The following is a 15,049-nucleotide window of genomic DNA, read 5'->3' as shown; positions in this document are numbered from 1 at the left end:
AATTACTTTGTTCAAATTTATTTGTAAGTATAAGTTACTATCGAAGTTGAATAAGATCCTTGCTTATCAATGGTATTGATTTTAATTTGATAAGTAGCATTCAATACTGCTGCAAAATCGGTAATTGAAGTAAGCGTTTGATTAGTCAAAGATTGAATAACTACATTGTCTTTTTTTATTTCAATATCGTATTTTAAATCCGTCGCTGCAGAATCCTCATCTTTACCTACCCATGACAACGAAGCCATACTTGAAGTAGCGTTTACATTAAAATTAATCACCGCTGCATAAGGCACATAATTCCCAATTGGGTTTCCGGGTGTAGTAAAAGAATTTGTAACACTAGCGTTTACCCCCTTTTTATTTTTGGCGGTTACAGTCCATGAATAGGTTTTTCCTTTATCCAAAATCACTTTATAAGAAGTCGTGCTAATTTCTTTGTTTAACACCTGTGTTCCTGCCTGAGTTACTACCAAAACATAAGAAGTGGCATAAGTTGCACCAGCCCAGCTAAAACTGATTTCAGCTTTGGTATTATCGCTGGCAACTACGACATAAGTACTACAATTTTCCCCATTAACAGGCAAGGATAAATTGGGTTTTGCCGGTAGATTCTCTTTCTGCTCTCCATCAGAGCTGCCTCCGCCACAGGACACTAAAAGTCCTAAACTAATAAAGAAGCATATTATTTTAATATTTTTTATTATTATCATTTCAAATAAACTTTAAATGTTTGTACTTCGGTTCCCTGAGTAATTCTTACCAGATACATTCCCACAGCAAATCCTTTTAGATTGACACTGGTGGTGTTTTCTACTTTTTTCTCCAATACTAATGTTCCGCCGCTAGTGTAAACCTGCATCAAACCATTCTTTACTCCTTCAATATTTACGACATCGCTAGTTGGATTAGGATGAACAAAGGCTGTTGGACTCATATTAAAAGTATCTTCAACTATTCCCTGACAATCACTATTCGTTTTAATAGCTACAGTATTTGTAGATTGAAGCAAACTGGCATCAATTTCAATTTTAGCCGTTTCGCTGCTGGCGGTAATGTAAGTATTAGTCACTCCGTTAACCGTAACATTATACTCATTACTACCGGAAACAATATAACTCACCGTTTTGTTAGATTCTTCTCTCTTAGCAGTCAGAGCCGAAATTTCTTTAACGATTACGCCATAGCTCTCCTGGAAAGATAAGGATGGAATAGCAACAGTTACGATATAGGTTCCTGCAGCAAAGTCTGATTTTTCCCAATTGGTTGTGGTGTTAATGGTTTGGTTATTCAATGCTAAATTAAGCCCGTTTCCTGTAATGGTCAGATTATAAGTATAACCATTCAAATCAGTAGCAATACTTATTTTTCCATTAGCCTTAGCCGGACAAGTAGGTGTTTCAACATATATTTTTAGTTTTGGAGCAATTGTTGTGGAATTCCCTGCAATTGTAATATTAGGAGCCAAAATATTTGCATCCATATCCACACCCAAATAATAGCTTGGATGCGGTGGTTGATTATAAGCCGAATTTTGCCAGGCAATAGCCAGCCTGTACTGAGAATCGTGCATCAAAGTATATAATTTATGTGTAGTAGGGATATTGCTTGTATAAATCCTGATGGAAGTATTGTCATCTTTACGGAAGATTACCTCTTCTCTCCAGTCTCCAAAAAGATCGGCACTTAAACATGGGGTTGCCTTAGTAGTATTGTTTGATGAATATCCTGTGGCAGTGAGCATATTAACCGTTTTCCCATTAAGATAATCCCATTTGTCTATTTTATTTGAATCTAATAATTCACGATTTAAATCCCCATCCCACCAGATAGAAAAATTCTGTGTCGGTTTTTTATTGCTGATAAGATTTCCTTTGCAATCCATTAAAAAGTTTGTAGTCGTGGTAACACCTTGGGCATCTTTTACGCCGGCGCTTCCAAAACATTCATATCCTTTATAGCGTGGGTCAATATCTGCGGCATTGCAACGTCCTACATCTGTATTTGTGGGTATGCCCCATAGTGTTGCTCCCGTTTTAGCATCCAGAAATACCAAACCATTGGTTTTATACTTAGCCGGTTCTTCCAGACACTGCCATATTTCCATTCCCGGACGATCCGGATCCATATCGCTCATGTGTAAAGCATCGCCATGACCTAGAGTATTGGCAAATAATAGTGTTCCATCATCATCAATGCCACTGGAACCGTTAAATATTTCGTCTTTACCGTCACCATCAACATCACCCACGGTCATTTGGTGATTTCCCATACCTGCCGCCGCCGCATTTCCTGAAGTGGCACTATCAAAAATCCATCGTTGAGAAAGGGTGCCATTTCTCCAGTCCCAGGCCACACGTACCAATCTGGTATAATAACCACGTCCCATTATCAAACTAGGTTTGGATCCGTCAAGGTAAGCAACAGCTGCAACAAAACGTTCTGAACGACCTCCGTAACTATCCCCCCAGGAAGATACACTTCCGCGTGCAGGCATATAATCGGTCGTAGCCATTGCTTTACCTGTTTCGCCATTAAATATGGTTAAAAATTCAGGACCTGATATCACTCCGCCATAGGTACTTGTTGAAGTTTTACTTCCATTTGGATTTCTGTAATCTGCTGCTGCATCGCCAATAACAAATCCGGTTCCGTCTATGGTTCCATCGGCTGTTCTACAAGCCAATTCAGCTTTTCCGTCAGAGTCCAAATCATAGACCATAAACTGAGTGTAATGGGCACCGGCACGTATATTTTTCCCTAAATCGATTCTCCATAAACGTGTTCCGTCCAAACGGTAGCAATCAATATAAACGTTCCCCGTATAACCTGGCTGTGAATTATCCTTTGAGTTGGATGGATCCCATTTTACAAATATTTCATATTGCCCATCACCGTCCACGTCACCCACGCTGCAATCGTTCACGCTATAGGTGTAAGCCACATTATCCGGAGTGGTGCCTGCGGGAGGAATCTGCATCGCAATGTCTAAATATTGATTAGCCCATACAGTAGCAGGCTCTGAAACCGGTTGTTCTACTCCGTTAATAATAGCCCTAACTGTATAAGTCCCGTTAGTAGTGGTTGCATGGGTATAATTGGTAGTAGTTGTAAAAGGACTTGCAGCCAGTTTTACACCATCACAATATAAATTATAGCTTACACTTGTGGATTCGGTTCCCAGCATTCTCCAGCCCACATAAACCTGACTGGCACTAAGCCGTGTGGCGACTAAGCCTCTGTTTAGTTTTTCAACATTGCGTTGAGCGCATACCTGAGTGGTGATTCCAAATAAAAACAGTATTAAAAAGACTGCTTTTTTGGAAAAAAAAGTTTGTAATTTTTGGTTCATAGTTGGTAAGGTTGGTTGTAATTAAGTTCTAATACATATATAATCTATTGGTTTAAATTAAATTTGGAATTAAAATAGCATTTAATAATATAACTGCCTGTTGAGCACTATTAAATTTAAAAGTATAATCACAGTTTTAATTGTTGCTCTGTTTGTTTTGCCACTAAACTGTTAATGTAAACTTCTACATTATCATAAGCACTGCTAAGATTCCTGCCGGCAGCATCGTTTTTGTTAGGATCAAGACCTTTTGATTTTTCCCATTCATCGGTCATTCCATCATTGTCAGTATCTTTTAAAGTTACACCTACAGCCAAATCAGGCCAACCGCCAACAGCTTTTTGTGTATCTATTAATCCATTTGTACTGCCATTCCCTCCATCCATAATAGTTGCCTTAGCATTTCTAACATCGTCTATAATTCGGATATCTATAGCATCACGCACTAATGAAGCTCCGGCTAAATCTAAAACAAGAGAATAGGCTTTTTCAGCCGAATGAGTAGTCACAGGAGCTGCATTATGAGGCTGGCTTAATTTCATCGCCTTTTTATCAGAATCAGATACAGTACCATAACCGCTGCTAAACTGATTAAAAACACCGTAAGTCCAATTGTCATTTGTCACCTCCTGAGCCCCTTCTACAAAATTTCCATTGATATAATATTTGCCCCAAATGTTATATACCGGATTAGGGGAAATTTCAGTTCGCATATTTTTATCAATCGAATAAATCCTGTTTTTTCTAACGGTAGCAGGCCCTGGTTTATAGTAGCAATTTACAATATTCACATTCATTGCTTCGCCGCCATAACAGCTATTTCCTCCCCAATTATAGATAACATTGTTTCGTAAATCTACCAGATCGGTCAACGCAAAAGCGTTGTTTGCATATTCTCCCAATCGGGGATTACGGCTATCATGAGAGGCTACTAAATTATGGTGAAAACTAGCATTTTTACCTCCCCATACCCCGCCATAACCATGTCCTCCTTTTGTATGAACTGAGTTTCTTAAAGATTCAGAAACAATACTCCATTGTAAAGTAAAATTTTCATTTTGATAAAAGGAAACACATTCATCAGTGGACCAGCTTACAGAACAATGATCTATAATAATGTTCTTTTGGAACCGGCCTCCAAGGGCATCGCTTTCAACCTTATTTACATCGCCCATTCTAAATCTGAGGTACCTTATAATTACATTATCGGCACTGACCTCAACCGGAAAATGAGCTACACAAATACCTCCGCCGGGAGCTGTTTGTCCGGCTATGGTAACATCATCATTATCAATTCGCAATTGGGATTTTAGATAAATTGTTCCACTAACGTCAAATACAATAATCCTTGGTCCTGACTTGTTAACAGCATATCTTAAAGTCCCGGGAGTGTTTGTATCTTCTAAAGAGATTACTTTGTAGACTTTTCCTCCTCGACCTCCGCTTGCATTTCGTCCACCTCCTTCGGCTCCCGGAAAAGCATAGGCAATTTCTACTACTGGAAGTTCAATAGAATTATTATTGTTATTTATATTATTTGAGAAAGTATCATGAGAAGAAGAACAAGAAGCTAATATATAGGAACCACAACCTATAAAAAGCCCAAAAACATATTTAATTTTTTTCATCATATCAAGGTTTATTAATTACTGTAAAAAAATAATAAAAAAGGAATAGAATTAAACTATTCCTTTTTATCATTCAAAACCTAAAAAAATTAATTAAACCATCTTTTATCTCCGGCAACTCCTGTTCCGGCAAAACCAATTCCTTCTTTAATATGGAAATTTTTATTAGCCGGATCTACAAACAAACCATAAATATTTAATGGCACTACAGTTATACTATTAAACGGCCTTACATCTACAATCAAATCGTTTGTTTTATAGCTACCTGCATATGAAATAGGAATATTGCTGTAAGTTCCGTTTGTATCGTTTATTTTAGCTCCTCCATTAGGCCCACCAATAATAAGATTTTGGATAGAAACCTGAGATGGTTTTGCATTATCAAATAACCAAAGATGACTCATTGCTGTTGTAATATTAACACAGGTAATATTACTGAAATTTACTTTGGTAGCGATACGAATATCTCCAAATCGGGTACTAATTTCTGTTAAGGTACAATTTGAAACATTAAGTGAACCCAAGGTCGTAGTTCCTCCAAAGTTAAACATTCCCCAACCTCCTGTATTTGAAATCCATGAATTGTTTACATAAATATCTTTTATAACAGTTGTTCCGGTTCCCCTAACAACAGAATTTATATTAGACACATTACAACCCTCAATATAAATATTGTCAACTGATTTTGTACCAAGATCAATGAAGAAATTACCTCCAGATGTTGTTGACAAATATTGAATTATAATGTCTTTAACCTGAGTTTGAACATTGAATCTTGCATTAGTCAAAACAGGTAATTGGCCATTTGCTCCAGTAGATCCTGTAAAAGCAATATTGTTAACCCCAGTAGGCACTATTATTTCCCCTCCAATTGTATACGTTTTTCCAACTTCAAATTCAACCGTAAGATTGGTAGCTCCTCCAGTAACTAGATTAGTTAAAGCTGTAGTTATACTTGTAGCATTATCAGTTTCTAAAACCTTATACAATGTACTATTAGAAATTCCTGTAGTACTTACATTTAAAGTTCCACGGTTATTAGTCTCATTGAAAATTTTAGCTATATACTTGGTTCCAATTGTTAAATTATCAAAAGTAAGCTCACCTAATACTTTTTGTTCAGCAGATAAAGTAACTTCTTTTACCACTTGCATTTCACTGGTATAAAGAACCACATTAGTCACACGAGGGCTAACTGTCCATTTTAACTTTACACTATTTGTTGTTGGCAAATAATTAGTAAAAATCTGTTCAGCCGGTGTTTCAAAGTAAATCTGGCTGTAACCTGATTCAATACCTGTTGTTTCATCAATACTTTTCATCCTAACTGAATATCCTGTAGTTCCATCTAAATCAGCAAATATTTCTCTATATTCAACCTTAACAGGATTATTAGACGGTGCAAAAGGAACCAATTTGTCTGCCGAAAGCTCAACGGTTTTTACAATTTCTTTAAATTCTAAATTGTCTTTACTGAATTCGAAAACATATTTAGTTGCTGAGATAGCTTTAGTAAACTTCAATTCAACCGAAGTAGACTGGAGTTTTGACACCTCGAATATCAATGATCTGAAAAGTCTGTCACCTCCTGACTCAACCTCCCAATTATTATAATCTTTTTCGCAACTCGACATAAAACAGCAGAGTATAGAAAACACAAAAATTATTATATTATTTTTCATTTAAATTAAGTTTTAAAGTTTAATAACCATAAGAATTTGTCAAATAACCTCTTGACTCAAAAATATCCTCATAATATATAGAGAAAAATTGTCTGTAATTACAGTTCTTGTTCCCCATGGTATATTGGGCAAGATTAGCCTGAATTTCACCACCATTTGTCATAGAGCTAAGAAAACCTGAATAATCATATCCCTTATTAATTCCGGTAGCTGCCAATAGCACTCTTGTAGGCGTATCTAAATATGTCATACTGGTTCCACTAGTTGGTTTTACAATACTTTTTGTAAACCAGGAAGCTGACTGATACTCTGTTCCTGGACTGGCACCCAGATTAGTATAAAAATTGATTGACTTTTGGTCAATAAATTCGGCGTCTTTAAACTTATAGTAAATTGTTTGTGGAAAATCAGAAGGCTGATAAGTTTTATCAAAAATAGTCACAGGTACTTTATTGTCAAGCATTAAACAAAGTGTCTTCTTCATTGCCTCGATTTTTTCATACAATAATCCCCAACGACACAAATCACCTTTACGAATGGACTCGCAACCAAACTCCCAGGCGCGTTCGTTAACAATAGCATTAAAAAAATCAGCATCGTATTGTTTAATTTTTAGAGAACCAGCACCAAAAGCACGTTCTCTTACTTTTTCTAATGCCTGACGAGGAGACATTCCTGCCACATTATTTACCGCATCCGGACTAGTCAATTTACTTTGAGCTTCGGCAAACATTAAATAAATATCTGAATAGCGCATCAAAATCCAATTTACACCAGTGGCTATTCGGGAATTGGCTGTTTTATGCAAAGCCAGATAAGATGGTGACATCCAGTAAATACGCCATTTTGCGAAACTAACATTTAAGGCATCTGTTTTCATGGTTTCTTTATTAGTACTAGCGTAACTTGTCCAGCTTAAGGTAACATCACGACGTGAATCATCACGGTCAAACGAATAAAAATAATAAGCCTGAGAAGCCACATAACTTCCTCCAAAACCTCTTGATCCATATTTTGTATTACCTGCTACTTCATAGCCCATTAAAGAACCAATATCCCCATTATTTCCTAAACCAAAAGCAACTTCAAAAAGGTTTTCGTTGTATGTATTCTGCTGTAAATTACATACCGTTTTCCATATATTTTCATAACTAGGATCGAGCGCATGCGGATGTGCCGAACTTCCTAAAATTTCAGCTGTTTGCTGGGCTGCTATTTGATAATAATCTCTCCAGTTTTTAACTCTTCCCACATAATAACCGTTCTCTTCCTGTATCGTTGGATGATGCTCAACATCAGCATTAGGAAATAAATTACCGTCTCGCAAAGACCATCCTCCTGCATACAAAGCAATTTTTGCCAAAAGTCCTTTTGCGAAAGCTTTAGAAATACGCTCTGAAGTAGAATATTCAGCATTCGATTTTAGCCAAGGCAAATAATTTACAGCCTCAGTCAAATCTTCTACTAATCCGGCATAAATGCTATCTCTGTCGGTTTTTCCCATATAAACATTGGTAAGATCCGATTTAGAAGCTTCTCTTTTAAATGGTACGTCTCCCCAAAATTTCACTAATTCAGAATAAGCCATTGCTCTAAGCGTCAAAGCTTCTCCTAATAAGGGTTTCATCTCAGCAGCTCTGGTTTCTAAGATTGGTGAATTCCTGATTCCATCTACAGCAGTAGAAGCTAATTCAGCAAATTCATACAGAGTTTGCCATTTAGTAGTTTGATTATATGGATCATCGTAAAAATTACCAGCACCTGAGTCACTACTGGTCGAATTATAACCTGTGGTAGAAAAACCCGAATTAGTTTCAATATCTGAAACTCCCTGCCAGTTTACAGACAATTTTTGACCATAAATATAAGTATCTGTCATCTTTCCGTAAATTCCCATAATGGCTGCTTTAGCCATCGATGGTGTTTTAAAAACAGTTTCTGAACTTAATTTAGAAGGTGAAGATGTTTCTAAAAAATCATCACTACAGGAAAACAATCCCAAAGCAACAATAATAAAAGAATAGTATAGTATTTTTTTCATGACTTTATTAATTAAAATGTTACGTTAGCTCCAAACAAAACTGTTCTGGCTTTTGGATAAGCTGACCAATCTAATCCCGGTGTTAATGGAGAACTATTTGTACTTACCTCAGGATCCTGACCTGAATAACGAGTCCAAACTTTTAAATTATTACCAGACACATAGCATCGGATTTTTTTAACAAATTTTCCACTAGCTATACTTTCAGGAAGCGTGTAACCCAATGTTAGATTTCCAAGTCTTAAAAAAGAACCGTCTTCTATAGCCCAATCGGTAATAATTGTAGAATTAGATAGTGGATGCCATATCGAAGCATTTTGATTGATCTCTTGTAACAACTGCGGATTTGCATCATTACCAAACATAATGTTGTTTCCTGTAACCGGATCAATAGTCGTAAAACGATTTTCCAGACTCATAATAGTACTTGCATTATTATAGCGCTTAGAACCACTGAAAGTAGTATTATCAATTTTATTCGCATTATAAATATCATTCCCGTAAGACCAGTTAAACATTGCTGCTAAATCAAATCCTTTATAAGAAGTATTGATTGAAAAACCCCCTGTATGTTTAGGCTGTGCTCTACCAATAACTCTACGGTCTTCATCTGGATTAATAACCGTACCTGTACCTCCTAATTTTTTAAGTTTCATGTGACCTGGTCCAAAATAATTCCCCGAAGTGGTGATTACTTTAGAAGCATCTACTACTCCTGGATTTAAAATCCATTTCTTTTGCGTATTATCATAGGTAAAATCGTCAAAACTGTAAAATCCGTCTGAAACATAACCATACATTAAGCCTACAGGTTGCCCTACTCTGGCTCTATAATCATCACGACCTACATTTGGAGCCCAGTTAGTCGCAGCAATCATTTCATCAGAACCGTCCAGGCTTTTTACTATATTTTTATTAAAAGCAATATTAAAATTAGCTGACAACTTAAATTCATTTGCGTCAATAATATCTCCTGACAAAGTAAACTCAAGTCCTTTATTAGAAGTACTACCTATGTTTTGATATTGCGAAGTATATCCTGAGTTAGAAGGCAATGCCACTGCCAAAATCAAATCCTTTGTATCAATTTGATAAGCATCAATGTTTAAACTCAATCTTTGATTAAAAAATCCTAAATCTAGACCTAAGTTGGTTGACACCGTAGTTTCCCAAGTTAGGTTTTCATTTTTTAAAGTTGTCGAAGGTTTTAAAGTACTCTGAGCATTATTTCCAATATAAATCAATCGGTTTGCTGATGATTCAAAAGTATAATCCTGACGCCAGTAAGACCCCACACGGGCATTTCCTACCTCACCATAACTCAAACGGAACTTTGCATTAGATAGCCAGTCTTTGGTTTTTTCCATAAATTTCTCATCAGACAATCGCCAAGCAAAAGCAGCACCTGGAAAGAAACCCCATCTGTTTTGTGGTGAAAAAACATTTTTACCATCTAATCTTGAAGTAACGCTAAAAATATATTTATTAAATAAAGTATAATTGATACGTCCAAAATAAGATGCCGTTCTTGTAGGCTCATTAATAGTGGTATAAGTTGGTAAAGGAGTACCGTAATTCCACATAGCCAAAACATCTTTTTCATTGAAATCATCAGGAAAAAATTTTGACTGAATTAATGTTTCATCAGTATGCGAATCACGTGCTTCCTGCCCTAATAAAACATTTAATCGATGATTTGAATTATCAAAATTGCCATCATAACTTATTGTATTTTGCATAGACCAGTCAACACCTTTTACATCCTGACGTTTAGCTACAGGCTGTCCTCCATTGGCACTGGCTTCACCTGTATTCTTTAACCAAACATTATCAGTAAAATTTCTATTCACTGCATAACTCCCTTGAGAAACAATAGTTATTCCCTTAAATGGTTTATATGTTAATCCACCATTCATCGTAAGGTTAAAATTATTTTGCTCTTTGTATTCGTTTGAAATATTATAAATTGGATCATTCAAACTACTTAAAGCCTCCGCTGAAGTTATATTGTCAGTTGTACCCAAGAAAGCACCTGGATCCAGATAAGTTAAACTTCTAACAGGCGCATATTTAATCCCGTCTTTTAACTTACCTCCACTAGAAACACTAGGTCCTGAAATAATTGTATTTGAAAATCTGGAGTTAAAATCAACACGGAATTTTGAGCTAATCTCTCTATTTAATTTAAAACTTACGTAATCTCTTTTATAAGAAGAATTTATCATTATAAAATCTTCAAAATCATGGCTATAATTAACTTTATACTGCATTTTCTCATCTCCTCCTGACAAACCTAAATCAGTATGGGTTTGAAAACCTGTATTACCATATAGTTTTTCCTGCCAATCGAATCCTTTTTTTGATTTGTAAATATCAATATCACTCCACAAACCATAAGCAGAATAAAAACTAGTTCCAGAAACATTGGAGCCCGGATCTATTTCTTTTTGAAAATATACATACTCATAAGGAGATAAAACATCAGTCAGATTATATGTCTTTTTTAAACCAGTATAGACATTTGCAGTAATCTCAACCTTACCTTTTTTCCCTGACTTAGTAGTTATAAGCACTACTCCATTAGCCCCTTGAGAACCATAAATAGCTGCCGATGAAGCATCCTTAAGTACATCAATAGTTTCAATATCTCCAGGAGGAATATCATTTATATTGTTTACCTGAAAACCATCTACTATATACAAAGGTGAATTATCCTGAGTGATGGAACTTCCTCCTCTTACACGTACGTTAATTCGGGCATCAGGAGCTCCTTCGGTAATAGTAACATTTACTCCGGCTAATCTACCTGCTATAGCCTGTAAAGCATTGGTAGCGGGAATATCTTTCAAATCACTCATGTTTACGGATGCAACCGAGCCTGTTAAGTCTTTTCTTTTGGCTGTACCATACCCAATAACAACAACCTCATCAAGATTTGTTGACGAATCTTTCATAACTATAGAAAGATTCTTTTTACCTCCAATAGCTATTTCCTGAGTTTGCATTCCAATAAATGAAAAAACAAGTGTGCCATTTGAAGAGACATTTACAAGTTCAAAACTTCCGTCTATATCAGTCACAACACTCTTTTTACTTCCTTTTAAAAGAACAGAAACACCTGGTATTCCTAATCCTTTTTCATCTACTACTTTCCCTTTAACAGTTATTTGATCCTGAACATTACAAACTTTCAAATAATTAGTTAAAATAAAATTAGTATTATTATACTCAATACTTGAAGAAGTATTTACATTTCGCAGTTTGGTTTTCTCATTTGCATTAGCTGCAAACTCAATCATAAAAAAAGCGACTGTAAATAATGTAGTTCTTCTTCTCAATGGTTTAAATAAGCCAAAGTCAGTCTTTGACAAATAATTTTTCATACATTTTTGGGTTTAGTTGGTTAATAATAGTTTGTGTTTTCTATACCACCTGATTTTTTTCTTCTTAATTCAGGTAGATATATTTTAAAAAATCTTCATAATTCTTTTTCCATTCGATCTTATTTAATTGGTTAAAAACATTTGTTTAAAATTTGTTCTTCATAAAAAATTGTTAAACAAAACTAGATTTTAAGATTTCAGCCAGCAGGGTCAAAACACAAAATGAGAGGGGTCATATCACACAATAGTAGTATTTTCAATGCTTCCCGAGAAAAAACACTAAAAACCGCCTTTAAAATCCAATCATTTTAGAATGTGGAAATTTTAACATAAACGTTTCCGCTAAATGCATAAAAAAAGAGCAATGAATTAAAATTCATTGCCCTTTTTTCAACTGTATAAGTTTATCCAAAACTTATGGAACCATAGAAAAAGTATACGAATTGCCTTTTACTGTATTGATATCAAATTCAAAGACTTTTAAAATATCTGTTCCTTTAAAAGCTGCGCTTTCTGAAACAAAAGGCTTTTCAACGGGTTGGTATTTGAAAAAAGGATTGGCATTTTCACCTTGAGCAACATTCAATGCTTTCCCTTTCAATTTAGTGTGACTTCTCAAACGTAAGTTTCCTCCTAAATTCGATTTAATGGTCACAGCAGTAATTTTACCATTCTTCCACTCCAGTTTTTCAATTTCAAAACCTCCTCTGGCTTTTAGTCCTTTAACTACACCATTTTTCCAAACATCAGGCAGGGCTGGCAACAAACTAACTGCACCATCATGACTTTGCAATAACATTTCGGCTATACCGGCAGTACATCCAAAATTCCCATCAATTTGAAATGGCGGATGCGCATCAAACATATTGGTATAAGTTCCTCCGTCGGGGTCTTTGATCGTAGCATTAGCTGGTTTTAGATTTAACTGATTTTTAATTAACTGATAAGCATGATTACCATCTAAATAACGAGCCCAAAGACATACTTTCCATCCCATAGACCAGCCACGACTTGCATCTCCTTTACCAATTAAAGAATTTCTTGAAGCTTCAAAAAGTTCAGGAGTTTTAAAAGGTGAAACTTCTCTTCCAGGAAAAACACCCCAAAGATGTGATACGTGACGGTGCGTATCATTTTTACGATCCCAATCTTCTAACCATTCCTGTAATTGGGTGTATTTACCAATGTGCATTGGAGGCAATTGTTGACGCAGTTTTTTTAATTCCACTACAAACTCTTTGTCTGTTTTTAAAAATTCGGCAGCATCAATAGTATTTGAAAGTAAATCAAAAACCATTTGATTATCCATAGTTACTCCAGCAAACACGTTACAACGTTCATTTGCTTTAGTGCCGTCAGCTTTTATAATCTCATACGAATGTAAACCCGGAGTATGTTCAGGAGAAACAGAAGGTGAAACCACCATATATCCCGTTTTCTTATCTTTAATTAAAAAATCCTGATAAAATTCGGACGCACTTTTCAAAATAGGATATACTTCTTTTAAATATTTTTTATCTCCCGAAAAAAGAAACTTCTCCCAAAGATGCGAAGCAAACCACGCATTGCAAGTTGGCCAAATACCTGCTGTCCCATCAACAGCACCCGTAGAACGCCATAAATCGGTGTTATGATGCAGCGTCCAGCCTCTGGAACCATACATTTCTGAAGCCGATTGTTTTCCAGTTTCGCTAACCTCTTTTATTAATTTGATAAAAGGTTCGTGACACTCCGATAAATTGGTTACTTCGGCTGGCCAATAATTCATCTCTACATTAATATTGGTCGTATATTTACTATCCCAGGCTGGATACTGTCCCGCATTGGGATTCCAAATTCCCTGTAAATTGGCGGGTTGTGTACCGGGTTGTGAAGAGGCAATAAGTAAGTATCTTCCAAATTGAAAATAAGTAGCTACTAAATCAGGATCCTCAATTTTAGAAAATTCTGAAATTCTTTGATCGGTAGGTTTATTCATTTGGGCAGAACTACCTAAATCTAATTCTACTCTACCAAATTGTTTCTGATAAAAAGCAATATGATCTTCTTTAGCTTTTTGATACGGTTTAGAAAAATTAAGCAAATAGGCTTTTGCCTTCTTTTCAGCGTCCACCGAAATATCTTTATAGTTTTTGAAATTTGTCGCTACCGAAACATAAATAAACACTTCATCAGCATTAGATACTGCAATTTCGTTTCCTACTTTGGTTTGCTTGCCACCTTTTGCTTCTACTTTAATTTGAGCATTAAAATTTAACAAGTTCAGAATATTTTCTTCTTTCTCTCTTGCACATTTTCCATTAATTACCATCATTTGGTTTTGCCCATCAGGAACCACAGTTGCAACTTCTACCATATTGGTTTTTAAAGGACCTGCAAAAGAGGCATTAAAATCAATTGCCCCTTTTTTATCGGCTGATAGTCGAATGATAATTAATTGATCCGTAAAAGAAGTAAACATTTCTCTTTGAAAATTCACTCCATTCACCTTGTATTTGGTAGTAGCAATGGCGGTTTTTAAATCTAATTCCCTATAATAATTTTCGAAGTTTTCATGTCCTGGTACTTTTAAAACCAAATTCCCAATGGATTGATAGACTTGCCCGTGAGAAGTAAGCTTTCTATCGCTGATTATATCTTGCATTGCAATTTTTTGTGCTTCCACATAATTTTCATTTTGCAGATAATCCTGAATTGCTTTTAAACTTTTTCTTGCATTAGGATTTGTATTTTGATACGGACTCCCTGACCAAAAAGTATCTTCATTAATTTGAATTGTATCACATTGTGGTACACCATATACCATAGCGCCTAAACGACCATTTCCTAAAGGCATCGCATCGGTCCAGGCTTTTGAAGGTTGATTATACCATAGTATTAATTTTTTTTGGGCATAAATATTACCCAAAAAAGCAAACAGCATAATTAAAAAACATTGTTTTTTCATAGCAAACTACTTTAAA

Annotated in this window: 7 protein-coding genes; all 7 read right to left on the bottom strand. The window is 35.5% G+C overall.

Features of this window, described 5'->3' with window-relative positions; all coding sequences use genetic code 11:
• Positions 1–17 precede the first annotated feature (17 nt).
• A complete protein-coding gene (locus FEM21_RS00975) occupies positions 18–713 on the bottom strand; it encodes a hypothetical protein (RefSeq protein ID WP_035656780.1) in 696 nt (231 codons plus the stop codon).
• The gene (locus FEM21_RS00970) at positions 710–3,352 is read right to left on the bottom strand and encodes a rhamnogalacturonan lyase family protein (protein ID WP_081824616.1); all 2,643 of its coding nucleotides are present in this window, start codon (positions 3,350–3,352) and stop codon (positions 710–712) included. Before FEM21_RS00970 ends, FEM21_RS00975 begins: the two co-directional genes overlap by 4 nt.
• 128 nt (positions 3,353–3,480) lie before the next feature.
• Positions 3,481–4,980: a pectate lyase gene (locus FEM21_RS00965; protein WP_051627435.1), complete on the bottom strand. Its 1,500-nt coding sequence runs from the start codon at positions 4,978–4,980 to the stop codon at positions 3,481–3,483.
• Positions 4,981–5,069: 89 nt separating this feature from the next.
• Entirely contained in the window at positions 5,070–6,662 is a 1,593-nt protein-coding gene (locus tag FEM21_RS00960; protein WP_152547352.1) for a DUF5123 domain-containing protein, read from the bottom strand.
• Between the two features lie 19 nt (positions 6,663–6,681).
• The gene (locus tag FEM21_RS00955) at positions 6,682–8,703 is read right to left on the bottom strand and encodes a RagB/SusD family nutrient uptake outer membrane protein (RefSeq protein WP_035656779.1); all 2,022 of its coding nucleotides are present in this window, start codon (positions 8,701–8,703) and stop codon (positions 6,682–6,684) included.
• An 11-nt stretch (positions 8,704–8,714) separates the two neighbouring features.
• Positions 8,715–12,086 (bottom strand): SusC/RagA family TonB-linked outer membrane protein, encoded by a 3,372-nt coding sequence (locus FEM21_RS00950; RefSeq protein ID WP_201448261.1) that lies wholly within the window; start codon positions 12,084–12,086, stop codon positions 8,715–8,717.
• Positions 12,087–12,501: 415 nt separating this feature from the next.
• Positions 12,502–15,033 (bottom strand): glycoside hydrolase family 95 protein, encoded by a 2,532-nt coding sequence (locus FEM21_RS00945; RefSeq protein WP_035656777.1) that lies wholly within the window; start codon positions 15,031–15,033, stop codon positions 12,502–12,504.
• Positions 15,034–15,049 lie beyond the last annotated feature (16 nt).

Origin of the sequence: Flavobacterium seoulense, assembly GCF_000695795.1 — a bacterium.
GTDB classification, from domain to species: domain Bacteria; phylum Bacteroidota; class Bacteroidia; order Flavobacteriales; family Flavobacteriaceae; genus Flavobacterium; species Flavobacterium seoulense.
This window is presented reverse-complemented; position numbering and strand designations above follow the sequence as displayed.